Origin of the sequence: Caballeronia sp. BR00000012568055, assembly GCF_029439455.1 — a bacterium.
GTDB lineage: Bacteria > Pseudomonadota > Gammaproteobacteria > Burkholderiales > Burkholderiaceae > Caballeronia.
The window spans coordinates 63,543-89,550 of the sequence record NZ_JAQFVG010000324.1 but is presented as its reverse complement, the minus strand read 5'-3'; the positions used below and the strand labels follow the sequence as shown (position 1 = coordinate 89,550).

Below are 26,008 nucleotides of genomic sequence, written 5' to 3'. Positions count from 1 at the left end.
ATCAAGGAGAAACCATGCGCGCCGTACGATGCAACCAGCACGGATTACCCGATTCACTCGCGCTCGAAACCCTGCCCGACCTGCATCCCGAAGCCGGCGAAGTCGTGATCGATGTGAAGGCGGCGAGTGTCAATTTTCCCGACGTGCTGATCATTCAGAACAAGTACCAATTCAAGCCGCCGCTGCCGTTCACGCCGGGCGCGGAGTTCGCGGGCATCGTGCGGGAAGTCGGCGCGGGCGTGACGCGCTTTCGCCCCGGCATGCGCGTGGCCGCTTATACCGCGCAAGGCGCGTTCGCGGAGTAGGCGTGCGCGAACGAGGGGGCGTGCATCGCGCTGCCCGACGCCGTGAATTTCGTCGATGCCGCCGCCTTTCCGCTTGCGTACGGCACGTCGTATCACGCGCTGGTCGATCGCGGTCAGTTGAAAGCCGGCGAGACGCTGCTGGTGCTGGGTGCGGCGGGCGGTGTCGGGCTGGCGGCGATTCAGATCGGCAAGATCATCGGTGCGCGGGTGATCGCGGCGGCATCGAGCGAGGAGAAGCTGGCGTTCTGTCGCGAACATGGCGCGGATGCCGGCATCGACTATACGAAAGAGGATTTGCGCGAGCGCATCAAGGCGCTGACAGGCGGTCAGGGTCCGGACGTGATCTTCGATCCAGTCGGCGGTGCGTATGCGGAACCGGCGTTTCGAAGTATCGGCTGGCGCGGGCGCTATCTCGTCGTGGGTTTTGCGAACGGCGAGATTCCGAAGCTGCCGCTCAATCTTGCTCTGCTGAAAGGCGCGAGTGTGGTCGGCGTGTTCTGGGGCGATCATGTGCGGCGCGAACATGCGCTCGCCGATCAGGAATTCGCAACCATGCTCGAATGGATCGATGCTGGTACGCTGCGCCCCGTCGTCACAAAACGTTATGCGCTGGAAGACACGGCGCAGGCGCTCGACGACATGATGAATCGTAGGGTGACGGGGAAAATCGTGATTGAGATGTGAGGATAATTAGCGGCCCGAACGCGCTTCGGGCAGCATGGCAGCGTGGCCCGATGCGTGATTATGCTCGGGTCGCAAATGTGCATCCCGCAAACTGTGAAACGCCGCCGACACGCGCCGCACCGTCAGCAGGCGCTTCCACAAACGCTCACGCAAACCGCCGAACGGCAGCACCGCAGGCGGCAAAGCGACCGCGCCCGGTCCCCAACCGGGACGCCACGAGCGCGCCAGCCCGCGCCGCATGAACAAGGTCAAGGTCGGCACGCCGATCGACGACGCCAGATGCCCCAGCCCCGAATCATTGCCAATAAACCATGCCGATTCCGCGATCCACGTCGCGACATCGCTCAGGCGCGAGAGCGCGTTGATTTCATAGCGATGCGTGGCGATATCGCGCCAGTCGGCGAGTTCATCGGGTGAAACCAGAAAGCTCGGCTGCATTTCCCGGCGCGTCAGCACGCGCGACAGCGCAAGAAACTTCGCGCTCCCCCACATCTTCTCGGGATGGCTGCCGGTCGGATGAATCACCACGCGATTCGCCACGCGCCCGCGCGCCACGCCAGCCGGCACGACCATGCCGTTGGAACGCGTCACGTCGTTCAGATGCAGCACATTCACGGCGATATCCACGATCCGGTCGATCATATGCTTGGTGCCGCCGTACTCCGGCAGTGCATCGAGACGAAGCGTGCTGCCGGAACGGCTGAGCGAGGATGCGTAGTTGGTCGGACGCACTTCGATCACGGTATCGAACGCGGCTTGATATTCGTGCGCGCGCCCGACGGTGATACGCGGAAACCAGTCCGCGAGTTGCTCCGCGACCCATCCGAACACGACCGGCTCGTAGCCGTTGCGAACGAGATTTTCGACGAGGACGAGCGCGATAAGGCTGTCACCGATCGGCTGTGGCAGCGCCACTGCAACGGCGCCGTCGTGATGGAGTTTCATCCCTGTTCTCGTGGGATCGTGTGCGAAACACTTGACTCATGAAATGAAGGTCAACGCTTTGTCGGGCGTTGACTGCGCGAATGCATGACGGCAAAAGGATGCCGCGACGCGCGTGAAAACATACCTGAATTGTGTGAACCTAGGTAACACCTTTTGTGGCGCACGACGAGATTTTTCCAGCCGGGCGCTTGTACGCCTTACAACTTCTCGGTTCCACCACTTTTCGGCTGCCATTTCATCAGCCGCCGCTCCGCCAGCGCGACGAGCCCGTCGAGCACCAGCGCGAACGCCGTCAGCACGAGAATGCCGGCGAACACGGTGTTGATATCGAAAGTGCCTTCGGCTTGAAGGATCAGATAACCGACGCCGCGCGCTGAACCGAGATATTCGCCGACCACCGAGCCGACGAACGCCAGCCCAACCGATGTATGCAGGCTCGAAAACACCCAACTCGTCGCACTCGGCAAATAAACATAGCGCAACAGTTGCTTGCGATTCGCCCCGAGCATGCGCGCGTTGGCCAGCACCACCGGGCTCACTTCCTTCACGCCCTGATAGACGTTGAAGAACACGATAAAGAACACCAGCGTCACGCCAAGCGCGACTTTCGACCAGATGCCCAGGCCGAACCAGACGGCGAAGATCGGCGCGAGAATGACGCGGGGCATCGAGTTGGCGGCTTTGATGTAGGGATCGAGAATGGCGCTGGTCATCGGCGCGAGCGCGAGCCACAAGCCGACGCCCAGCCCCGATACCGTGCCGATCACAAAAGCCAGCACGGTTTCGATCAGCGTGACCCACAGGTGAATGTAAATCTCGCCGCCCGTGAACCATTCCCAGATACGCACCAGCACCTTCTGCGGCTCGCCGAAGAAGAACGCGGCCTTGTTGGCATCGTCGAAATAGAACGGCGGGAGCAGCGTGGGACTGGTCAGCACGTACCAGAGCACGAAACACCCGACAAGCAGCGCGCCCTGCCAGACGGCCAGATTCGCGCGTGTCGGGCGCAGCTTATTCCACATGATCCTGTCGCCTCAATTGCTGCTGATAACCCTTCAGCACTTCCTCACGCAGCACGCCCCAGATTTGCGCATGCAGTTCGACGAAACGCGGATGCGAGCGAATCTCGGCGACATCGCGCGGGCGCGGGAGGTCGATCACGAATTCGCCGATCGGATGCGTGCCCGGCCCCGCCGACAGCACCACCACGCGATCGGACATCGAAATGGCCTCGTCCAGATCGTGCGTGATGAAGAGCACGGCTTTGCGCTTCGCCGCCCATAAATCGAGCAGCTCGTTTTCCATCAACTGACGCGTCTGGATATCGAGCGCGGAAAACGGCTCGTCCATCAGGATGATGTCGGGATCGAGAATCAGCGTCTGCGCCATCGCGACGCGCTTGCGCATGCCGCCCGACAACTGATGCGGATATCGATCGCCGAAGCCGCCAAGGCCCACGCGCTTGAGCCATTCTTCGCCGCGCGCATCGGCTTCGGCTTTCGGGACGCCGTGGAAGGCGAGACCGGCCGTGACGTTGTCGAGCGCGCTGCGCCAGGGCATCAGGCCATCGGCCTGAAACATGTAACCGGCGCGCTTGTTGATGCCTTTGAGCTTGTCGCCGAACACGCTCACCGTGCCCAACGAAGGCTGCAACAGCCCCGCCGATACATTCAGCAGTGTGGACTTGCCACAACCCGTCGGCCCGACCACGGACACGAACTCGCCCGCCGCGATGGACAGCGTGGTATCGCGCACGGCGGTGTATCGCGCCTGCCCGCGCTCGCGCGATGCGAACGTGCAGGTCACGTTCTCCAGCGCAAGCGCCGAAGCTGACGAGGCGTTCATCGCTTAGGCCTTGACGTTGGCCAGCGCCTTCTTCACGAAGTCGTTGGTCCACGTTTTCGACAAGTCGATGGTCTTGCCCTTCAGCGTTTCATCGAACGCCTGAAGCGTTTTGAGCGATGTCGCCGGGCCGTCTTCGGGCATCAGGCCATCGGGCGACATGGCTTCCTTCACGTGCTGCCACGAGTCGAGATACAACGCGCGGTCGCCGAGCAAATAGCCTTCCGGCACGGTCGCGATCAGTTCCTTGCCGGACGCCGATTGCAACCATTTGAGCGCACGCACCATCGCATTGGTCAGCGCCTGCGTCGTGTTCGGATTCTTCGTGATGAAACTCTGCGACGCATACAGGCAGCCCGCCGGCATATTGCCGCCGAACACCGTTCTCGTATCGGCAAGCGTGCGCGTGTCCGACACGATGCGGATATCGCCCGCGCGGTCGAGCTTGGTCATGACCGGATCGAGATTGGCGATGGCATCGATCTGACCGGATTCGAGCGCCGCAATCGCCCCCGCTCCCGCGCCCACGCCGATGAACGACACATCGGTCGGCTTGATGCCGGCTTTCGCCAACGCGTAAGAAGCCATGATCGACGTGGACGAACCCGGCGCGGTCACGCCGATCTTCTTGCCTTTCAAATCCGCGATGGACTTGAGGTTCGGCATCGCCTTCTTCGATACGGCGAGCACGATCTGCGGTGCACGTCCTTGCAGCACGAATTCGCGGAAATACTGGTTCTTGGCCTGAAGCAACAGCGTGTGTTCGAACGCGCCCGAAACAACACCCGCGCTGCCGCCGACAGCCGCCTGCAACGCCTTCGCACCGCCCGCGAAATCGCTGATTTCGATTTCGAGGCCTTCGTCCTTGAAGTAATTGCGGCGCTCGGCAATGGTGAGCGGCAGGTAATAGAACAGGTTCTTGCCGCCGACGGCGATGGCCACTTTGGTCTGTTCGAGCTTGGCCTGCGCGAAGGCGAACGGCGCGCCTGTGAGTGCCCCACCCGCGAGCACGGCGCCGCTCGCGATGAACGTTCTGCGTTGCATCGTTATTGTCTCCTTGGAATTCTTCTTTTCTTGCGCGCGCTTTAGATGATTTTGGCCGCGCGCAGTCTCGCAATATCGTCGGGATGATACCCGAGCGTTTGAAGCACTTCATCGGTGTGTTCACCGAGTTGCGGACCGAGCCAGCGCGTTTCCCCCGGCGTTTCCGATAACTTCGGCGTCACGTTCGGCAGCGTGATTTCGCGGCCGTCCTGCCACGGAAAACGCTGCAACATCTGCCGCGCGATGAACTGCGGATCGGTGAACATATCGGCGACGCTGTAGATGCGGCCCGCGGGCACATCGGCGGCGTTGAGCACGGCGAGCGCTTCATCGATACTGCGCGTCGAGAGCCACGCGGCGATGGCGTCGTCGATTTCCTGCGTGCGCGGCACGCGGCCATCATTCGATGCGAGCGCGGGATCGTTGGCAAGATCGTCGCGTTCGATGGCATTCATCAGCCGCTTGAAAATGGGATCGCTATTGCCGCCGATCACGATGCTGCCATCGCGACACGGATACGTATTCGACGGCACGATTCCCGGCAGCGACGCGCCGGTCCGCTCGCGCACCATGCCGTACACGCCGTACTCGGGCACCACGCTTTCCATCATGTTGAAGACAGCTTCGTAGAGCGCGACATCGACCACCTGCCCTTTGCCGCCATTCACTTGCCGATGATGCAGCGCCATCAACGCGCCGATCACGCCATGCAGCGCCGCAATCGAATCGCCGATCGAAATACCGATGCGCGGCGGCGGCAAATCCGGATAACCGGTGATATGCCGCAAGCCGCCCATCGACTCGGCAATCGCACCGAAACCCGGACGGTCGCGATACGGCCCGGTCTGCCCATAACCGGACAATCGCACCATCACGAGACCGGGATTTTCAGCGGCCAGCACTTCGTAACCGAGTCCGAGCTTTTCCAACAAACCCGGCCGGAAATCCTCGACGACGATATCCGCTTCCTTCGCCAGCCGCCGCACGATCTCCTTGCCTTCCTCGGCTTTGAGATTGACGGTCACGGATTTCTTGTTGCGCGCCTGCACCGCCCACCACAGCGACGTGCCGCCCACTTCGGGATAAAGCTTGCGCCATTTGCGCAGCGGATCGCCGCCATTCGGATCTTCGATCTTGATGACGTCCGCGCCGAATTCGCCCATGAAGCGCGCGGCGAACGGCCCGGCGATCAGCGTGCCGAGTTCCAGCACCTTGACGCCTGCGAGTGGTCCCGTTGCGCTCATGGCTGTGTCTCCGTTGAATGTGTTCTTTTAGAGCGGGATATCGAGCGGCTTGAAACGCGGCGTGCCATCGGCGAGCGTTTCGTTGAGCATCGCGGCGGGACGCACCCACAAACCTCGCTCGTGCGGCCACAGATGTTCATAAACGATCATCGATTCCTCGGTTTCCGAGTGCCGCGCCACCCCGATCACGCGATACAACCCGCCCTTGTAATGACGATGCGTCGCGTCTTTGAGCGCCTCTTGTTCAGTCATGGTGAGATTCCTTTAAACGGAGCGGCGATCGAGCATGGCGCGCGCGATGGTGCCCGCATCGACATATTCCAGTTCGCCGCCGACCGGCACACCGCGCGCGAGCCGCGTCACCTTCAGCCCCTTCGATTTCAACGTCTGCGCGAGGTAATGCGCCGTCGCTTCGCCTTCGTTCGTGAAGTTGGTGGCGAGCACCACTTCCTGCACGACGCCGTCCATTGCGCGATTGATCAGGCGTTCGAAGTGAATCTCTTTCGGACCGATGCCGTCGAGCGGACTGAGCCGCCCCATCAGCACGAAATACAGGCCTTTGTAGGTCAGCGTCTGTTCGAGCATGATCTGATCGGCAGGCGTTTCGACCACGCACAAGAGCGCCGGATCGCGCTCGTCGTCGCTGCACACTTCGCAGATTTGCGCTTCCGTGAAGGTGTTGCACATCTCGCAGTGCTTGAGATTTTCGGTGGCAAACAAGAGCGACGCGCCGAGCTTTTCAGCGCCCGCGCGATCGTGCTGCATCAGGTGATACGCCATGCGCTGCGCCGACTTGGGACCGACGCCGGGCAGCGCACGCAGCGCTTCGACGAGCGCCGACAAAGCGGAAGGTTGTTTCATGTGTCCTCAGATACGCGCCGCTTTCGCATCGGCGCGCACGCGCACGATTAGAACGGCAGCTTGAATCCCGGCGGCATCGGCATGCCGGCGGTCATGCCGCTCATCTTTTCCTGCGTGGTGGCTTCGGCCTTACGCACGGCGTCGTTGAACGCGGCGGCGACCAGATCTTCGAGCATGTCCTTATCGTCCGCGAGCAGGCTCGGGTCGATGGACACGCGCTTGACGTCGTTCTTGCAGGTCATGGTCACCTTCACGAGACCGGCGCCGGACTGGCCCTCGACCTCGATCAGCGCGAGCTGGTCCTGCATCTTCTTCATGTTTTCCTGCATTTGCTGAGCTTGCTTCATCAGCCCGGCGAGTTGGTTCTTCATCATGATGGCTCCTTGGTGCTTGATAACGGACGGGCGCGCGTGATGTCTGCGCGCCCGGAAATGGTGTTGGCTCTTAACGTGCGCGTGCGGCGGAACCCGCCGCGTCGCCCGCGATCGGCTTGATCGAACCTTGAACGATGCTCGCGCCGAAATCGCGGATCAGCGATTGCACGAACGGGTCCTGCCTGATTTCCTGCTCGGCTTCCTGCTGACGACGCGCGCGGTCGGCGGCATCGAGCGCGGCGGCTGTGCGGCGCGCGGGCGCGACGCTGACGTTGACTTCGAGCGCGCGGCCCAGTTTCTCGGCGAGCGCGGCCTTGAGTTTCGCCACATGCGATGCATCGGTGTACATCTGCACGGGTACGGCGAGGGTGATCGAGTTCGCGTCGCAGGCGGTCAGTTCGCTGTTGAAAGCGAGCTGGTAGGACACGCCCTTCAGCGGCAGATCGACCGCGAGCGCGGGCCATTCGATATCCACGCCGATGGCATCGAGCGGAACGGCGGGCGGCAGCGGTGTCGTATCGATTTTCGGTGCGGGTGCGGCAGCGGGTGCGGCGTCGAAACGCATATCGTCGGGACCGCTTTCGAAGGCGGGCACGAAGCCGTCGTCGGGCGGGCCGAAGTACGCATCTTCCGACGATGCCGGTTGATAGTCGTCCGGTGGCATCTCTTCCCACGGCGGCACGACGTTCGATTCTCTTGCTTGCTTCGGCTGTGGCGCGGGCGCTTGCGCTGCGGGTTCGCGCGGCGTCGGCGCTTTCACTTGCGGTGCCGGTTTGGCTGCTGCGACGGGCTTCGGCGTTGCCGCCGGTGCCGCACGCCCGCCTCTGTCCGACGAGAGACGCATACCCGCGCTGCGCAATACATCCAGCGCTGCGCTCGCACCGCCCGCTCCGCGCGATACCGGTTCCGGCGCTTCCTTAACAATTTCTTCGGTGGCCTGACGGACAGCGACAGCAGGCGCGGTCGGCTCGGGCGGCGGCGTTTCGATTTCGCGTACCGGAGGAGCCTGCACTTTCACTTCCACGACCGGCGCAGGCGTTTTGGCTATCGGCGTTGCAGAAGCCGCAGCAGCGACCGGCGCTGCAGCACGCGCACCCTTCGCACCCGTTGGCGCATCCACCGCGACGCCACCACCACCGCCGCCCGGTCCACCCGCGGGTTCGAACGCGAGCATGCGCAGCAGCGTCATCGTGAAGCCGGCGTATTCATCGGGCGCGAGGCCCAGTTCGCCCCGTCCGACCGTCGCGATCTGATACAACAACTGAACCTGCTCCGCCGACAGCATCTCGGCGAATCGACGAATATCTTCCGCTTCGGGCCACTCATCGAGCACCGATGCCGGCGCAAACTGCCCCCACGCAATTCGATGCAGCAAACTCGCCAGATCCTGAAGCGCCGTCGAGAACGACAGGCTGCGCAAAGCCATTTCATCCGCGATGGAAAGCACCAGCGCGCCATCGCTCGCGGCGAGGGCATCGATGAGACGAATCAGATAGCTTTGATCCAGCGCGCCGAGCATGCCGCGCACCGCTTCCTCGGTCACCTGATTGGCCGAATACGCAATGGCCTGATCGGTCAGAGAAAGCGCGTCACGCATGGAGCCATCCGCCGCGCGCGACAAAAGCCGCAGCGCCTGCGGCTCGAACGCGATCTGCTCCTGCCCGAGAATATTCTCCAGATGCGTGACGATATGCCCCGCCGGCATCTGCTTCAGATTGAACTGAAGACAGCGCGACAACACCGTGACCGGAATCTTCTGCGGATCGGTGGTCGCGAGAATGAATTTGACGTGCGGCGGCGGTTCTTCCAGCGTCTTCAACATGGCGTTGAAGGCGTGGTTGGTGAGCATGTGCACTTCGTCGATCATATAGACCTTGAAGCGCGCATCGACCGGTGCGTAGACCGCGCGCTCCAGCAGCGCCGCCATTTCATCGACACCGCGATTGCTCGCCGCATCCATCTCGACATAATCGACGAAACGACCTTCGTCGATTTCCCGGCACGCGCGGCATACGCCACACGGCTTGGATGTCACGCCGGTTTCACAGTTGAGCGCCTTCGCAAAGATGCGCGACAGCGTGGTTTTGCCGACACCGCGCGTACCCGTGAACAGATACGCGTGATGCAGGCGGCCGCCGTCGAGCGCGTGCGTAAGCGCACGAACGACGTGCTCCTGGCCGACGAGCGACTCGAACGATTTCGGCCGCCATTTGCGTGCGAGAACTTGATAGGTCATGCGCGAAATTGTATCAGCAACGACTCGCGTCAAATGCCGCAAACCAGCGCCGATACGCGCATTCGAGCCGTGAAAAAATCACGCCGAAAAGCAGCGAAGAGATAGGAGAAAACGCGGGGAGAAAAAAGAAAATGCAGAGAAAAGCGGAAGGTGACGAGCCCGACCCTCGGCACTGGTAGAAAACGGCTGTGGCTGCTTCGTTCCCGACCTGACCAGGTTGACCGCGCCACCATGCGAGGAGGCCCGTCACGACGAATCATAGCACGCGCGCCTATCCGTCCGATAGCCTCTAACATCGTGTGAAACCACCTCTTGCACTCCGTATTTGAAGCCTCATATCGTCCCTATCGGCACCCGGCAACGGATAGCAAAGTAGGCTAAGATGCAATGTGAATCACGCGTGAACGGGGCATTAATGATTGGTCGATGCCCCGTCGCGGATCATTTGCAGCCTTGCGCGAGCCTTTTTGGCGCACGGCGAACGGGCCTGTTCTGCCCTTCTCCGGCCCGTCAGGCGACGTAACTTTTTTCAGTTTTGATGTATCGTGGCGAGCAATCAAACGCGGGCCTCGAATCCCTAGAGGTATTCAGACAATGAGCGAATCAATCAAGCACATCAGCGACGCGTCCTTCGAACAGGACGTCGTCAAGTCGGATAAACCTGTCCTGCTCGACTTCTGGGCCGAGTGGTGCGGTCCGTGCAAGATGATTGCCCCGATCCTCGACGAAGTCGCGAAGGATTATGGCGATCGCCTGCAGATCGCGAAGATCAATGTGGACGAACATCAGTCCACGCCGGTGAAGTTCGGCGTGCGCGGTATTCCCACGCTGATCCTGTTCAAGAATGGCGCCGTGGCCGCGCAAAAGGTCGGCGCATTGTCGAAGTCGCAACTCACCGCGTTCCTCGACAGCAACCTGTAAAAGCATCCGATGAAGACGCTTTGATCTCTGGTTAAAGCGTCTTCGGCATCCAGGCATGGCCCGCCGATGTTGTTTACCGACAACATCGGATCGAGAAGCCCCGACCTCGCCTTATCCGAGGCCCGCGCGGCGTGTGCTATGCTATATTCACAAGAGTTCAAGAAGTACTAAGTCCTAGAGCGGTTCCGCTCACCTCTTCTCCCAAATCTTTCTGTCGCACCTCTCTCCCTGGCGGGAAATCCGTATGCATTTATCCGAGCTCAAGTCTCAGCACGTGTCTGCACTGATCGAGATGGCCAATGGCCTCGAGATCGAAAATGCGAACCGCCTGCGCAAGCAGGAACTGATGTTCGCGATTCTAAAAAAGCGCGCCAAAGCTGGCGACACGATTTTCGGCGACGGCACCCTCGAAGTGCTGCCCGACGGCTTCGGCTTCTTGCGCTCACCCGAGACGTCGTATCTCGCGAGCACGGACGATATCTATATCAGCCCGTCACAGATTCGCCGTTTCAATCTTCACACGGGCGACACCATCGAAGGTGAAGTACGTACGCCGAAAGACGGCGAGCGTTATTTCGCGCTGGTGAAGGTCGATAAAGTCAATGGTCAGCCGCCTGAGGCCTCGAAACATAAGATCATGTTCGAGAACCTCACGCCGCTGCATCCGAACAAGCCGCTGCCGCTCGAACGCGAAATGCGCGGCGAGGAAAACGTCACGGGCCGGATCATCGATATGATCGCGCCGATCGGCAAGGGCCAGCGCGGCTTGCTGGTGGCGTCGCCGAAGTCGGGCAAGACCGTGATGCTTCAGCATATTGCGCATGCGGTGAAGTCGAATCATCCGGACGTCATCCTGTTCGTGCTGCTGATCGACGAACGTCCTGAAGAAGTGACCGAAATGCAGCGCTCGGTGCGCGGCGAAGTCATCGCTTCCACGTTCGATGAACCGGCCGCGCGTCACGTGCAAGTGGCCGAAATGGTCATCGAAAAGGCCAAGCGTCTGGTCGAAATGAAGCACGACGTCGTGATTCTGCTCGACTCCATCACGCGTCTGGCGCGCGCCTACAACACGGTGGTGCCGGCGTCCGGCAAGGTGCTGACCGGCGGTGTCGATGCCAACGCGCTTCAACGTCCGAAGCGTTTCTTTGGAGCTGCGCGGAATATCGAGGAAGGCGGTTCGCTGACCATCATCGGCACGGCGCTGATCGAAACCGGCAGCCGCATGGACGACGTGATCTACGAAGAGTTCAAGGGCACCGGCAATATGGAAGTGCACCTCGAACGTCGTCTGGCTGAAAAGCGTGTGTATCCGTCAATCAATCTGAACAAGTCGGGCACGCGTCGCGAAGAACTGCTGATCAAGCCGGATGTGCTGCAAAAAGTCTGGGTGCTGCGCAAGTTCATTCACGACATGGACGAAGTCGAAGCGATGGAATTCCTGCTCGACAAGATCCGTCAGACGAAGGGCAATTCCGAGTTCTTCGACATGATGCGTCGCGGCGGTTCCTGATCCGTGTTGCGTCTGCGTTCGATAAAACCGCCTGCTTCGTCAGGCGGTTTTTTGTTGTTCGCGCTGCGTACAATTGCCGTCTGTCTTTAGCATCCGGACCGCACGATGGCCAATCCCCTAAATCCCTTTTCCCGCTGGTTCGGCGCGCAACGCCGCGAGCGCGCGCTGCGCAAATACGCGATCGATGACGCCCTGTGGCGCGCCACGCTTGACGCGTATCCCTTCTTCGCCCATCTGAACGCGGACGATATTCAGCGCCTGCGCGATCTCGCCAGTCTGTTCATCGCGCAGAAAGAGTTTTCGACTGCGCACGATCTCGAACTGACCGATCAGATGATCGTCGCGATCGCGGCGCAGGCGTGTTTGCCGGTGCTCAATCTCGATCTCGATTTGTATCGCGGATGGGTAGGCGTGATCGTCTATCCGGGCGAGTTCATCATCCGCAAGACGGTGGAGGATGAAGACGGCGTGGTCCACGAAGTCGAACACGATGCCAGCGGCGAAGCGTGGGAAGGAGGTCCGGTGGTGCTGTCGTGGGAAGACGCGCAAATGGCCGATGGCTCCGACGCGTACAACGTCGTCATCCACGAATTCGCGCACAAGATCGATATGCTGAACGGCGAAGCGGACGGGCATCCGCCCTTATTCCGCAAATGGCACGCGCCGCTCGATTCCACCGCCTGGGCCGATATCTTCGACAACGCCTACGACCAGTTTTGCGCCCGCGTCGATGCCGTGCCGGAGCGGCGCTGGAGCCGTTTCGAGCGCGATTCGCTGATCGATCCGTATGCGACGGATCATCCGTCGGAGTTTTTTGCCGTGTGCAGCGAGGCGCTGTTCGTGACGCCGCAAGCCTTCGAGAAGGACTATCCGGAGCTTTATCGGCTGCTGGCGCGGTATTACAGACAGGATCCCGCCGCGGTTGGCGCGCTCTCGGCGCACTCGACTGAACCTGCAAAAAAGATGTCAACCGACTGATTTTCTGGCATAATCGCCGTTTTTCGACCCTAGGCAAGTGACCCGCTAAGGCCGCTTTTTCAAACCGAAAGCGCAGCGAGTTGGCTACCGCCAGATACCAGGAAACACCATGAAAGCAGGCATTCACCCGGATTACCGCGAAGTTCTGTTCATCGACATGTCGAACGACTTCAAGTTCGTAACTCGCTCGACCATCCAGACGCGCGAAACCGCCGAATTCGAAGGCAAGACGTACCCGCTGGCAAAGATCGAAGTGTCGTCGGAATCGCACCCGTTCTACACCGGTCAGCAAAAGATCATGGACACGGCCGGCCGCGTCGAAAAGTTCAACAACAAGTTCGCACGCTTCTCCACCAAGAAGTAAGTCGGGCTTTAAGGTTCAGCGAAAAAGGGCAGCTCAGGCTGCCCTTTTTGCTGCCCTTTTTGCTGCCCTTTTTTGTCTCTGCACATTGTCTATATCAGTTCCTTACGCGGCATTGCCATTGCTGAGGTCACGCGTAAAGAGTGTTGCGCATCGTTACCTGCGGCCCGGCGCGCGGTGACGCGTCCCCCACGCGCGACTACAATGCCGGATGCTTCGACCCCGCCGCGTCAGAAAACACGCATTCCAGCATGACTTGCGGCCCGTCTCTCCTCCAAAGCCTTATCGCATGCGATCTGTCGTTCGTCTGACCGCCTCCGCCACCAGCGCCCTGCCGCGCTGGCTGCTGCTCGCCATCTGTATCACGTATGCCTCATTCGGCCTGTTCGGGCGCGACCCGTGGAAGAACGAGGACGCCGCCGGTTTCGGCGTGATGTGGACGATGGCCAATGGCGATGCGCGCGACTGGCTGCTGCCGAATCTCGTCGGCAAGGCGCCGACACAGGACGGCCCGCTGATGTACTGGCTCGGCGCATCGGCGATTCGCCTGCTGAGTCCGTGGGTCGATGCGAGCAATGCATCGCGCGTGGTCACGGGTTTGCTGTTCTGTCTGGCGTGTGCATTCGTCTGGTATTCGGCGTATCTGCTCGGCCGGCGCGATGAGGCACAGCCGTTCAAATACGCGTTCGGCGGCGAGCCGGAACCGCGCGATTACGGCCGCACGCTTGCGGATGGCGCGTTGCTGATTCTGCTCGCCTGCTTTGGTCTGGCGGAGCGCGGCCACGAAACCACGCCGCAACTCGCGCAATTCGCCGGCACCGCCATGCTGATCTACGGCCTCGTGCGCAGCCTCGACAAGCCGATCCACGGCGCGCTCGTCTGGGGTCTGGCGATCGGCGTCGTCGGTTTATCCAGTTCGCCGGTGCTGGTGTTCGCGCTGCTGCTCTGCACGCTCGCGATGACGATCATCGTGAAGCAAGTGCGCGCGTTGCCGTTGCTGATTTACGGTCTGCCGGTCGCGGTTGTGCTGATCGCCGCGTGGGTTCTGCCCACGCTTCATTTCTATCCCGACGATGGCGATTGGTGGCTGCATCAATGGTGGCGCAATAGCTTTTCCTTTTTCTCCGGCGCGCCCGGTTCCGTGCTCGGTTACGCGCTGAAAAATCTGCCGCTGTTCACGTGGCCCGCATGGCCACTCGCGATCTGGGCCTTCGTGAGCTGGGGCGGCATGCGCCGCTCGCCGCACGTCGCCGTGCCGCTGTCGATCATCGGGCCGTTGCTGGTGCTGGTGATCCTCAGGCGCACGAAACCAATCGCCTGTTCATGCTGCTGCTGCCGCCGCTGTCGGTGCTGGCGACTTTCGCGCTGCCGACGCTCAAGCGCGGCGCGATCAACGCCATCGACTGGTTCGCGATGCTGAGCTTCACGATCATCGGCTCGCTGGTGTGGCTGGTGTGGACCGCCGGCATGATCGGTTTTCCCGCGGCGATGGCGCGCAATCTCGCGCGTCTTGCGCCGGGCTTTCATCCTGAATTCAAGCTGCTGTCGTTTGTCTGCGCGGTCGCCGTGACGGTCTGCTGGTTCATGCTGGCGCGCTGGCGTCTCGCGCGGCATCCAAAGGTGTTGTGGCGCAGCGTCGTGCTGTCGAGCGCGGGCACCACGCTGATGTGGGTGCTGCTGATGACCTTGTGGCTGCCGGTGGTGAACTACAGCCGGACGTATCGCGATGTGGCGGAGCAGATTGCCGAGCACCTGCCGCCCGACTACAACTGCATTTCCCCCGCACGTCTGGGCGATGCGCAGATCGCCACCTTCGCGTATTTCGGCGGCATGCATTTCGCATTCGATGAAGACTGCGACGTGATCCTGCGTCAGGACCCGGCCGACTACGGCGATCCGCCGTCGATCTCGGCATTCCAGTGGAAGCTCGTGTGGGAAGGCCGCCGCGTCGCCGACCGCGATGAGCGGTTCCGCCTCTACGTGCGTATCGAGCGCCCGACGCCGCCCGAGAAAAAGCCGCTGCGCCCGAAGAGCCTGCGCCGGCCGCAATAACGCATGCGCGCTATGCACAACACCACCACCGGCATGTTCAGCGATGTGCGCAAGATCGCCGCGCTCGCGTGGCCGGTGCTGATCGGCCAGCTCGCGGTGATCGCGTTCGGCGTGATCGATACCGCGATGGTCGGCCGCTTCTCCGCCACCGATCTCGCCGCACTCGGCCTTGGCGGCTCGGTCTACATTTCGGTGTATATCGGCCTGACGGGGATTCTGGTCGCGCTTCAGCCGATTGCGGGGCAACTTTTCGGCGCGGGACGCGAAAGCGAAATCGGCGAGGAAACGCGGCAGGCGTTTTGGCTGGCGGCGGTGCTGACCATCGTCGGATTCGTGCTGCTTTATTATCCCGAGCCCTTGCTCAGTCTTGCGAAAGCGCCGCCCGCGCTGCATGACCGCACGGTGGATTACCTGCGGATTCTGTCGTTCGGTCTGCCTGCGAGCCTCGCGTTTCGCGTCTATAGCTCGCTGGCGAATGCAGTCGGCAAGCCGCGACTCGTGATGTTTCTGCAAGTGGGCGGACTCGTGCTCAAGTTTCCGCTCAATACGTGGTTCATCTTCGGCGGCTTCGGCGTGCCCGCGCTCGGCGGTCCGGGCTGCGCGCTGGCGAGTTCGCTGGTCAACTGGGCATCGGCGATTGTCGGCATGACGGTGTTGATGCGCGTCGAGTTCTTCCGCCCGTTCGGGATTTTTTCGCGCTTCTGCTGGCCGGTGTGGCGGCGCCAGATCGCGCTGTTGCGGCTCGGCATTCCGATGGGCCTGTCGTATCTGATCGAAGTGACCTCGTACACGTTCATGGCGCTGTTCATCTCGCGCTTCGGCACGACGACGCTCGCCGGGCATCAGATCGCCGGCAATCTCGGCGCGGTGCTGTATATGACGCCGCTGTCCATTGGCATTGCCTCTTCGACGCTGGTGTCGCAAGCGCTCGGCGCGCAGAAGTACGACGACGCCCGGTCGATCTCGTGCCACGGCATTGGCATGGCGTGCGTGCTGGCGCTCGTGTACGGCGTGGCGCTCGTCGCCGCGCGCCCGCACATCATTGCGGCCTATACGCCCGATGCCAACGTGATCGCCGCCGCCATGCCGCTGGTGCTCATCATCTTCTTCTATCACCTGTGCGATGCCTTGCAGATCACCACCGCGTTCATCTTGCGAGCGTACAAGGTCACGCTGGTGCCGACCGTTATTTACGCGATCGCGCTGTGGGGTATCGGATTGGGCGGCGGGTATCTGCTCGGTTTCGATGTGGGCGGCGCGGTGCCCGAAGCCTTGCAGGGCGCGCGCGGCTTCTGGATCGCCAATACGCTGAGTCTGGGCGTCGCGGGTATCGGCTTGTTCGTGTACTGGCGGCGCGTCAGTGCGCGGCATGTATCGCGTGTGAACGCGGACTGACGTGTAAAAGCATCATTGTCAGAAAGAAGCGCGTAAGGCTCCGTTAGAATCGCCGCATCGAGGGAAACTCGGAGCGAGTGGATGAGCCGCATCACAACACAAAAAAAATGGATTCTCGCCGCAACCGCCCTGCTGACCGCGCTGTCGTTCGGCGTAGCGATGCATCGGGCCGACGCCGCGCGCGTCACGACCGTCTCGCCGCAAGGCAAGGTCGCGCAAGTGAGGCAAGTCGTCGTCAAGTTCGACGAAGCAATAAGCGCGTTCGGCGATCCGAACGCCGCGCCGCCGGGCAAAGTCACCTGTAGCGGCGCGCCTGCTGCATCGACCAAAGGAAGCGCGCGATGGATCGATCAGAAAACGTGGGCGTTCGACTTCGAGAACGACTTGCCGCCAGGCGTGCGATGCGCGTTCGATCTGAAAGACGGCATCAAATCGGGCGCGGGTAACGCGCTTTCCGGCCCGCAACACTTCGCATTCCAGACGGGCGGTCCGTTCGTCACGCGCGTGATGCCGGCTGGCGGCGAGATCGAAGAAAATCAGACCTTCGTGTTGCGTCTGAACGGTCCGGCGACGCAGGCATCCGTGCTCGATCACGTCTGGTGCGAGACGAGCGCATTGGGCAATCGCATTCCCGTGCGTACCGTCGATCAAACCACGCGCGATGCCCTGCTCAAGCATTTCGATATGCAGAAGGAAAGCGAGCGCGTGCTGACGCTCGCGTGCCAGCAGACCTTGCCGGCGGCATCGAAAATGCAGCTCGTATTCGGCAAAGGCGTGAGCGGACCGAGCGGCATCGCCAACGATGTGGAGAAGCGCTTCGATTTCAACGTGCGCGAACCGTTCCAGGCCAGCTTCACATGCGAGCGCGAAAACGCCAAAGCGCCCTGCACGCCTTTGCGTTCGCTGAAGCTCAATTTCACTGCGCCGATCAGCCGTGAAGATGCGCAGAAGTTCGTCCTGCGCGGCCCGAAAGGCAACACCGCGCCCGCCTTCAACGCCGATGACAAAAGCACCGAAGTCAGCGATCTGGAATTCGCCGCGCCGCTGCCCGAACGCGCCGATCTGACGATCGAAGCACCCGCGAATCTGAAGGATGTCAGCGGCCGCGCACTCGCCAACGCCGATCTCTTCCCGCTCAAAACCACCACCGCGCCGATGCCGCCGCTCGCGAAGTTTTCGTCGGGCACGTTCGGCATCATCGAGCGATTCGCGGAGCCGGATATGCCCGCGATGCTGCCCGTCACGCTGCGTCACGTCGAAGCGGATTTGCATGTGCAGGGGCTGAATTCCGGCACCTCGAACGTGACGACGATGAAGCCCGATGCCGACGCCGATATCCGTCGCTGGATGCGCGCCGTCGATCAGTTCGATGGCATTTCGATGTCGCGTTCCTCGGTGCAGGAACGCATGCCGGAGATGCTCAAGAACGGCATCAAGCCGGTGATCATTCCGAACACGGACGGGTCGGTATCGAAAGATCCGCAACTGGATATTCGCTCCTTGTCGATGCTGACGAAGCGTCCGGGCGTCGAAACATTGAACCTGCCCGCCGCCGATCCGAAAGCGCTGCGGCCGTTTGAAGTCGTCGGCATTCCGTTGACGAAGCCTGGTTTTTACGTGGTCGAGCTTGCCTCGCCAGCACTCGGCGAATCGCTGCTCGGCAAGAATCAGTCGATGTACGTACGCACGTCCGTGCTCGTGACCAACCTCGGCGTGCACTTCAAGCAAGGCCGCGAAAACAGCCTTGTCTGGGTGACGACGCTCGACAAAGGCAAGCCCGTGCCGAACGCGGCCATCCGCGTGACGGATTGCAACGGCGATGAAATCGCCACCGGCAAAACGGACGCGCAAGGTCTCGCGAAGATCGACAAGCCGCTCGCCGCGCTCCACGAATGCAATGACAACAGTCTCGCGTGGGGCGGCTTCTTCGTGTCAGCGCGCATCGACGATCCGACGGGACCGGACATGGCGTTCGTGACCACGGACTGGAATCGCGGAATCGAATCGTGGCGCTTCAATGTGCCGACCGATATGGACGCGAAGCGCACGACGCGCGCGCATACCGTCTTCGATCGCACGTTGTTGCGCGCGGGCGAAACGGTATCGATGAAGCATTTGCTGCGCGTGGAAACGCTCAAGGGTTTTGCCTTCGCGCCGCAGAATCCGACGCGCGTGACGATTCGCCATGTCGGCAGTGGCCAGACGTGGCATATGCCGCTCAAATGGTCCGCCGATCACAGCGCCGATTCCACCTTCCCGATTCCCGCCGCCGCGAAACTCGGCGAATACAGCGTCACGCTCGACAACGGCACCGCCAACGATGAAGACGACGACAACGACAGCGGCGTCACGCAATCGTACGAATCGGGCAGTTTCCGCGTCGAGGAATTCCGTCTGCCGGTTTTCAAAGGCTCGATTACCGCAGGCGATACCAAATCGCCCGGGATGATCGCGGCAACCGAAGCGCCGGTGAACGTGCAGATCGAGTACGTTCAGGGCGGACCGGCATCGAATCTGCCGGTGCAGGTTTCCGCGCTCGTGCGCGATGCGTCGCCGCCGTTTGCATCGCAATACGAAGCGTTCAATTTTGCGCCGTATCGCAAGCCGGCCAACGATGGCGCGAGTGCGCCCGCTGAAGATGAAGACAGCGAGCAGCAGGCGGATACATCGACCAAACTGATCGCCGATAAACAGCGCGTGACGCTCGATCGCGATGGCGCGGGCAAGCTCACGCTCAAACCGCTGCCTTCCTTCGATTCACCCAAGCGGCTCGCGCTCGAAGCCACTTTCTCCGATCCGAACGGCGAAGTGCAGACCATCAGCGGCGGCGCGATTTTGTGGCCCGCTTCGGTCGCGGTCGGCGTGAAGGCGGGGCATTGGGTATCGGTCGGCGGCGCGCTACCGGTGCAGGCGCTCGCGCTCGATTTGCAGGGCAAGCCGCGCGCGGGGGTATCGGTGGAAATCAAGGGCGTGGCGCGCGTGATGTCGAGTTCGCGCAAGCGCATGGTCGGCGGTTTCTATGCCTACGACAATCACACGGAGATCAAGGATCTGGGCTCGCTGTGCAGCGGCAAGAGCGACGATCACGGCATCGTGTCCTGCGAGGTAAAGCTGAAGGACGCGGGCAATATCGATCTGATCGCGGTCGCCAAGGACGGCGACGGGCACGCGGCGAACGCGAGCACATCGGTGTGGGTCACGCGTGAAGATGAACTGTGGTTCGGCGGCGAGAACACCGATCGTATCGACGTGTTGCCGGAAAAGACCAGCTACGAACCGGGCGATACCGCGCGCTTCCAGGTGCGCATGCCCTTCCGCTCCGCGACGGCGCTGGTGGCCGTGGAGCGCGAGGGTATCGTTGAGACGCATGTGGTCGAGTTGAACGGCAAAGACCCGACTGTGGAACTGAAGGTGCAGGACGCGTGGGGGCCGAATGTGTATGTGTCGGTGCTCGCGCTGCGCGGGCGCATCCGCGATGTGCCGTGGTATTCGTTCTTCATGTGGGGGTGGAAAGCGCCGGTCGAATGGGCGCGCGCGTTCTGGTACGAAGGCCGTCAATATCAGGCACCGACGCCGCTGGTCGATTTGTCGAAGCCCGCGTTCCGGTATGGACTGGCATCGATCAAAGTGGGCACGGCATCGCACAAGCTGGCGGTGAGCGTGACGCCGGATGCGAAGTCGTACACGGTGCGCAGCAAGGCGCATGTGAAGGTGAAAGTCGCGTTGCCCGATGGCAAACCCGCGCCCGCGGGTACGCAGATCGCCGTTGCCGCCGTCGATGAAGCCCTGCTCGAACTGATGCCCAATCAAAGCTGGGACGTGCTCGATGCCATGCTTCAGCAGCGTGCGTATGGCGTCGAGACATCGACGGCGCAGATGGAGATCATCGGACGGCGTCACTTCGGGCGAAAGGCGGTGCCGGCGGGCGGCGGCGGCGGTCACAGCGCCACGCGCGAATTGTTCGATACGCTGCTCGTCTGGAACCCGCGCGTCACGCTCGATTCGAACGGCGAAGCGTCCGTCGATGTGCCGCTGAACGATGCGCTCACGCGCTTCCGCATCGTCGCGATTGCGGCGGTTGGCGCGGGACAGTTCGGCACGGGAAGCGCATCGATCCAGAGCACGCAGGACTTGCAACTGATCTCGGGCCTGCCGCCGCTCGTGCGCACGGGCGATGCGTTCCGCGCACAGTTCACGCTGCGCAATACCACGTCACGCACGATGCACGTCGTGGTCACGCCGCGCGCCGGATCGCTTGCGCTCGATGCGCGCACGGTCGATCTTGCGCCGGAGTCATCGCAGGAAATCGCGTGGGAGGTGACGACGCCGGATGTGTCGTCGCTCGATTGGACCGTAAATGCCGCCGAACAAGCAGGCCCGAAGGCTAGCGATGCGGTCAAGCTCACGCAAAAAGTCGTCCCCGCGATTCCGGTCAACGTGCAGCAAGCGACCATCTCGCAAGTGGACGGCACGCTCACCGTCCCCGTCGCCCCGCCCGCCGATGCCGTGAAATCGAGCGATGGCGCAATACGTGGCGGCATCGCCGTGTCCTTGCAGCCGAAGCTCGCCGATGGCCTGCCCGGCGTGCGCCGCTGGTTCGAGCGTTATCCGTACAATTGTCTTGAGCAGCAGACCTCGCGCGCGCTCGGCCTGATGGACGCGGCGCAATGGCAAGGCGTGCTGACGCGCATGCCGTCGTATCTGGATCGCGATGGCCTCGCCAACTACTTCCCGCCGTCCGACGATGAACGCCCGACCGGCAGCCCGGCGCTGACCGCCTACCTGCTCTCCGTCACCGACGACGCTGCGAAGGAAGACAAGCGTTCCGCCCTGCCCGCCGATGTCCGCGATCAGATGGCGGCGGGTCTGGCGAATTTCATCGACGGGAAAATTCAGCGCAAATTCTGGGCGCCGCGCAACGATCTGGACTACGAGAAGCTCGCCGCGATCGAAGCGTTGTCGCGTTACGGTCTTGCGCAGGCGCGCATGCTCGGCTCGATCACCATCGCGCCGGATCAGTGGCCGACGTCCGCCGTGCTCGATTACTACGCGATTCTGTCGCGCGTCGATGGCATTCCGGGGCGCGATGAGAAGCGCGCGCAGGTCGAGCAGATCGTTCGCGCGCGGCTGACGTATCAGGGCACGCGCCTGACGTTCTCCACCGAACGCGACGACGATCTCTGGTGGCTCATGACCGGCACCGAAACGAACGCCGCGCGCACCGCACTCCTTTTCGCCGATGCACCCGGCTGGAAGGATGAAATGCCGCGTCTTGTCGCCGGATTGCTCGCGTTGCAGAAGAACGGCGCGTGGCAGACGACGACGGCGAATCTGTGGGGCTCGCTCGCGGTCGCGCGCTTCTCGCGGTTGTTCGAGAGCACGCCGGTGACAGGCAGCACGGCGATTGCGCTTGGATCGGCGTCGCAGAGCGTGGATTGGAGTGTTGTTCCGAGTGTTGTTCCGAGTGTTGTTCCTAAAGCCGCGCCCGCTTCTGCCACCGCCATCACGAAAAGCGCGAACACGCGCAGCGTCATGCTTCCATGGTCCACCGGTTCGCTCACGCTCACGCAGCAAGGCACCGGCAAACCGTGGGCGACGATCGAAAGCCTCGCGGCGGTCGCGTTGAAAGCGCCGTTCGCGGCGGGTTATCGGATTTCGAAGACGGTGACGCCGATCGATCCGGCCACCAAAGGCGTGCTCACGCGCGGCGACGTCGTACGTGTGCATCTCGACATCGATGCGCAAAGTGACATGACCTGGGTCGTCGTCAACGATCCGATTCCCGCCGGCGCGACGATTCTCGGCTCCGGACTGGGCCGCGATTCCGCCGCCGCGACAGAAGGCGAGAAGCCGGATCAGGGCGGCGCGTGGCCGACGTTCGTGGAGCGCGGGTTCGAGGGGTATCGCGCGTATTACGACTATCTGCCGAAGGGCAAGCTGCAAGTCGAATACACGATGCGCCTGAACAATGCCGGCACGTTCGGCATGCCGCCGACGCGCGTCGAAGCGCTCTACGCGCCCTCGTCGTTCGGCGCGTTGCCGAATGCGAACGTGGTCGTGAAGCAGAAATGAAACGCGCCGCCTGCTTCGTCATCGCATCGATACTGAGCGCGGCGGTGCACGCCGCGCCGAGCTTCGACGAAGTGCGCGCGAAGTGGCGCAGTTCCGACTGGGTGCTGCTCGCGCGAGATGGCGAGCCGCTTCAGCGTACGCGTATCGATAGCCACGCGCGGCGCGGTGATTGGGTCGCGCTGGCGGATGTCTCACCAGCGTTGCGCGAAGCGATCGTCGTATCGGAGGACAAGCGGTTTTACGAGCACGCGGGCGTGGATTGGCGCGGCGCGGCGGCGGCGGCGTGGGGAAATCTGTGGAACACGCGCACGCGCGGCGCATCGACGGTGACGATGCAACTTACGAGTCTGATCGACGATGAAGGCAAGACGCCGGGGCGTCGCTCGGTCGGCGAGAAGGCGCAGCAGACGGTCGAGGCATTGTGGCTCGAACGCTCGTGGCGAAAAGATCAGGTGCTCGAAGCGTATCTGAATCTGGTGCCGTTTCGCGGCGAGATCATCGGTTTGTCGGCGCTGTCGCAGACTTTGTTCGATAAAGCGCCGTCCGGGCTGGATGAACGCGAAGCCGCGCTTGCCGCCGCGTTGGTGCGCGCGCCGAACGCGCCTTATGCAAAAGTGAGCACGCGTGCCTGCGCGATTCTGCGCGATATGCATGGCAATGCCGCTGCAAAAGCCGATCCCTGCATCAATCTGGACAGCTACGTTCAGTTGACTTTGACGCGTACCGCTTCCGCATCGTCAATCGCGCGAGGCGACGACGCGCTCGCGCCGCATTTCGCGCGACGTATCGCGAGTGAAGTGCATCCGCAGGCGGGCACGCGAATCCGTTCATCGCTCGATGCGCGCCTTCAGCGCTTCACACGCGACACGCTCGCCCGCACGCTCGCCGAACTCAACGCGCGCGCCCATCCGCGCAATGTGCACGATGCAGCGGCCATCGTTATCGACAACGCTTCCGGCGATGTGCTCGCGTGGGTCGGCTCGGCGGGCGGTTTATCGAACGCGCCGGAAGTCGATGCCGTGCTCGCGAAACGTCAGGCTGGCTCCACGCTCAAGCCGTTCCTCTACGCGCAGGCCATCGACGAAAAGCGCCTCACGGCCGCGTCCCTGCTCGACGATGCCCCGCTCGATCTCGCCACCGGCGGCGGTCTCTATATCCCGCAAAACTACGATCACGACTTCAAGGGCTGGGTGAGCGTGCGCACGGCGCTCGGCTCGTCGCTGAACGTGCCGGCGGTGCGCACGCTGGTGATGGTCACGCCGCATCGCTTCGCCAAAACGCTGGTCGCGCTTGGTCTGCCGCTCACGCAGGCGGGCGATTACTATGGCTTCAGCCTCGCGCTCGGCAGCGCGGACGTGACGCTGGCGTCGCTGGCGAATGCGTATCGGGCGCTGGCGAATGGCGGTATCGCGCGGCCGGTTTTCGATCTGGCGGACCACGCGGCGGCACCTGCTGGCACGCGTATATTCAGCAAAGACGCGAGCTTTATCGTCACCGACATCCTCGCCGATAACAACGCGCGCACCCGCACCTTCGGCTTCGACAGCGTGCTCGCCACGCGCACCTTCAGCGCCGTCAAAACCGGCACCAGCAAGGACATGCGCGATAACTGGGCAGTAGGCTTCACTTCTCGATACACCGTCGGCGTATGGGTCGGCAACGCGGACGGCGCGCCGATGTGGGACGTCTCCGGCGTAACCGGCGCGGCCCCCGCGTGGAACGCGATCGTCAATTATCTCGGGCGGCGTGCCGGAAGCCGCGCGCCCGCCGCGCCGGACGGCGTAGTGCGCAGCCACGTCGCGTATCAGAACGATATCGAGCCGTCGCGCGACGAGTGGTTCGTACGCGGCACGCAGATGCGCGATATCGCGCTGACCGCATCGACCACATCGACGGATGCGAAAGCCGCGCGCATCGGCGCACCGACGGACGGCACCATCTTCGCGCTCGATCCCGACATTCCGCCCGCCCGGCAGCGCGTGTGGTTCGAACGCACAGGCGGCGCGCGCCTGAACTGGCGGCCCGACGGCAAACCGTACGGCCAGGACGCGCGCGCCGCCTGGCTGCCGTGGCCGGGCCGCCACACACTCGAACTCGTCGATACACGCGGCGAAATCGTCGATTCGGTCGGTTTCGAAGTGCGCGGCGCGTTTGCAAAGACCGCAGCAAAACCGGCAACGCACGCATCCAAATGATGCAAAACATTGGCATCACGAAACGACACGGCGCTCTGGTCTGTCCATTGGCAAGAAAAAATGCACGGCGTCATCCGCACGACGCGCCGTAACGTTAAAGATTGTGGCGACGCGCAGTGCGCGATGCGGGGTCGTGCACAATTCGAGCCACTATGGTTCAGGCGGGTTTTCTCGTACGAGGTTCATCGGGCTGTTTTGTCCTATGCTTGATGGCAACGTCCTTGAAAGGCCTGAACTTATCGATTTGTCATTCTTTTCTCTAAGCCTGGAGTGCCGTCATGCTGAAAAAGCTGCTGATGCTGTGCTTTGCGTTGATGTTGTCCGTGGGTTCCGCGTTCGCCGCGGTCGATGTCAACACCGCCGATCAGGCCGCGCTGGACTCGGTCAAGGGTCTGGGGCCGGTGAAGTCGAAGGCCATCGTCGATGAACGCACCAAGAACGGCCCGTTCAAGGATGCCGACGATCTCGCCAACCGCGTCAAGGGTCTGGGCACCAAGTCGGTCGCGAACCTTGAACAGAACGGATTGACCATAGGCGGATCGTCAGCGCCGCCGACGGGCAAGACCAGCAGCAAGCCGACGTCGTCAGGCGGTGGCAGCGCAGCGCCTAACTCGACGATCAAGTCATCGACCAGTGCGACGGCGGCGACTTCGCCTGCTGCGACGACCGCGCAGACGCCGGCTGCATCGCCTGCTTCGGCTGCTGCGCCTGCGTCCAGTGGGAAGGCATCGAAGAAGTCGAAAGCAGCGGCGGCGACCACAGCTGCAGCTGCATCCGGCACCACCGCCGCCAGCGATGCCAAGCCTGCCAAGACCAAGCGCAGCAAGAAGGACAAGGCCGCGAGCGCCGCTGCGGCCAGCCAGTAAGTCAAATCGAGCGGGATGGCGCGAGCGAACCTCCGAACCTGAGTGAGCGCGCGCCGTCCAACCGCCAGATTCAAACCGTTGTCGCTGCATGCGAATCCGCGTGCAATCCCCCGTAACCTCTCG

18 protein-coding genes, 1 other RNA gene and 2 pseudogenes are annotated in these 26,008 nt (G+C 62.3%); 11 read left to right on the top strand and 10 right to left on the bottom strand.

The window, feature by feature from the left end; translation table 11 throughout:
- The first annotated feature begins 14 nt into the window (after window positions 1-14).
- A pseudogene (locus tag P7F28_RS27195) lies at window positions 15-989 on the top strand (NADPH:quinone oxidoreductase family protein).
- 6 nt (window positions 990-995) lie between these two features.
- On the opposite strand, the gene P7F28_RS27190 reads toward P7F28_RS27195, so the two are convergent.
- The 10 genes from P7F28_RS27190 to ffs all read right to left on the bottom strand — a co-directional run bounded on the left by P7F28_RS27190 (window position 996) and on the right by ffs (window position 9,783).
- Window positions 996-1,934, bottom strand: a complete 939-nt coding sequence (locus tag P7F28_RS27190; protein WP_277187946.1) for a glycosyltransferase family 9 protein — start codon at window positions 1,932-1,934, stop codon at window positions 996-998.
- A 197-nt stretch (window positions 1,935-2,131) separates the two neighbouring features.
- Entirely contained in the window at window positions 2,132-2,956 is an 825-nt protein-coding gene (locus P7F28_RS27185; RefSeq protein WP_277187945.1) for an ABC transporter permease, read from the bottom strand.
- Window positions 2,946-3,779 (bottom strand): ABC transporter ATP-binding protein, encoded by an 834-nt coding sequence (locus P7F28_RS27180; protein WP_277187944.1) that lies wholly within the window; start codon window positions 3,777-3,779, stop codon window positions 2,946-2,948. Before P7F28_RS27180 ends, P7F28_RS27185 begins: the two co-directional genes overlap by 11 nt.
- 3 nt (window positions 3,780-3,782) lie before the next feature.
- Window positions 3,783-4,820, bottom strand: a complete 1,038-nt coding sequence (locus P7F28_RS27175) for an ABC transporter substrate-binding protein (protein WP_277187943.1) — start codon at window positions 4,818-4,820, stop codon at window positions 3,783-3,785.
- A 41-nt stretch (window positions 4,821-4,861) separates the two neighbouring features.
- The gene (locus P7F28_RS27170) at window positions 4,862-6,064 is read right to left on the bottom strand and encodes a CaiB/BaiF CoA-transferase family protein (RefSeq protein ID WP_277187942.1); all 1,203 of its coding nucleotides are present in this window, start codon (window positions 6,062-6,064) and stop codon (window positions 4,862-4,864) included.
- A gap of 27 nt (window positions 6,065-6,091) precedes the next feature.
- Complete coding sequence (locus P7F28_RS27165) at window positions 6,092-6,316, bottom strand: DUF1653 domain-containing protein (RefSeq protein WP_277187941.1); 225 nt, start codon at window positions 6,314-6,316, stop codon at window positions 6,092-6,094.
- Window positions 6,317-6,328: 12 nt separating this feature from the next.
- On the bottom strand, window positions 6,329-6,925 hold the full coding sequence (gene recR / locus P7F28_RS27160) for a recombination mediator RecR (RefSeq protein ID WP_277187940.1): 597 nt from the start codon (window positions 6,923-6,925) through the stop codon (window positions 6,329-6,331).
- A gap of 47 nt (window positions 6,926-6,972) precedes the next feature.
- Window positions 6,973-7,299 carry a YbaB/EbfC family nucleoid-associated protein gene (locus P7F28_RS27155; protein ID WP_014191628.1) on the bottom strand — a complete coding sequence of 109 codons (327 nt, stop codon included), beginning with the start codon at window positions 7,297-7,299 and terminating at the stop codon, window positions 6,973-6,975.
- Between the two features lie 70 nt (window positions 7,300-7,369).
- Window positions 7,370-9,535: a DNA polymerase III subunit gamma/tau gene (locus P7F28_RS27150; RefSeq protein WP_277187939.1), complete on the bottom strand. Its 2,166-nt coding sequence runs from the start codon at window positions 9,533-9,535 to the stop codon at window positions 7,370-7,372.
- Window positions 9,536-9,684: 149 nt separating this feature from the next.
- Window positions 9,685-9,783: signal recognition particle sRNA small type (ffs, locus tag P7F28_RS27145), an RNA gene on the bottom strand.
- 346 nt (window positions 9,784-10,129) lie between these two features.
- Between ffs and trxA the strand changes: the two genes are divergently transcribed.
- The 10 genes and pseudogenes from trxA to P7F28_RS27100 all read left to right on the top strand — a co-directional run bounded on the left by trxA (window position 10,130) and on the right by P7F28_RS27100 (window position 25,885).
- On the top strand, window positions 10,130-10,456 hold the full coding sequence (trxA, locus tag P7F28_RS27140) for a thioredoxin TrxA (RefSeq protein WP_008349330.1): 327 nt from the start codon (window positions 10,130-10,132) through the stop codon (window positions 10,454-10,456).
- A 244-nt stretch (window positions 10,457-10,700) separates the two neighbouring features.
- Window positions 10,701-11,966, top strand: coding sequence for a transcription termination factor Rho (gene rho / locus P7F28_RS27135; protein WP_277187938.1), 1,266 nt, complete (start codon window positions 10,701-10,703; stop codon window positions 11,964-11,966).
- Between the two features lie 105 nt (window positions 11,967-12,071).
- Window positions 12,072-12,944: a zinc-dependent peptidase gene (locus tag P7F28_RS27130; protein ID WP_277187937.1), complete on the top strand. Its 873-nt coding sequence runs from the start codon at window positions 12,072-12,074 to the stop codon at window positions 12,942-12,944.
- A 109-nt stretch (window positions 12,945-13,053) separates the two neighbouring features.
- Window positions 13,054-13,308, top strand: coding sequence for a type B 50S ribosomal protein L31 (locus P7F28_RS27125; RefSeq protein WP_277187936.1), 255 nt, complete (start codon window positions 13,054-13,056; stop codon window positions 13,306-13,308).
- Complete coding sequence (locus P7F28_RS33915) at window positions 13,209-13,433, top strand: hypothetical protein (RefSeq protein ID WP_368860378.1); 225 nt, start codon at window positions 13,209-13,211, stop codon at window positions 13,431-13,433. Before P7F28_RS27125 ends, P7F28_RS33915 begins: the two co-directional genes overlap by 100 nt.
- Before the next feature lie 161 nt (window positions 13,434-13,594).
- Window positions 13,595-15,357, top strand: a pseudogene (locus P7F28_RS27120) (ArnT family glycosyltransferase).
- 33 nt (window positions 15,358-15,390) lie between these two features.
- Window positions 15,391-16,752, top strand: coding sequence for an MATE family efflux transporter (locus P7F28_RS27115; protein ID WP_277188006.1), 1,362 nt, complete (start codon window positions 15,391-15,393; stop codon window positions 16,750-16,752).
- Window positions 16,753-16,833: 81 nt separating this feature from the next.
- Window positions 16,834-22,824, top strand: a complete 5,991-nt coding sequence (locus P7F28_RS27110) for an MG2 domain-containing protein (RefSeq protein WP_277187935.1) — start codon at window positions 16,834-16,836, stop codon at window positions 22,822-22,824.
- The gene (gene pbpC / locus P7F28_RS27105; protein WP_277187934.1) at window positions 22,821-25,019 is read left to right on the top strand and encodes a penicillin-binding protein 1C; all 2,199 of its coding nucleotides are present in this window, start codon (window positions 22,821-22,823) and stop codon (window positions 25,017-25,019) included. Before P7F28_RS27110 ends, pbpC begins: the two co-directional genes overlap by 4 nt.
- 278 nt (window positions 25,020-25,297) lie before the next feature.
- On the top strand, window positions 25,298-25,885 hold the full coding sequence (locus P7F28_RS27100; protein ID WP_277187933.1) for a helix-hairpin-helix domain-containing protein: 588 nt from the start codon (window positions 25,298-25,300) through the stop codon (window positions 25,883-25,885).
- Window positions 25,886-26,008 lie beyond the last annotated feature (123 nt).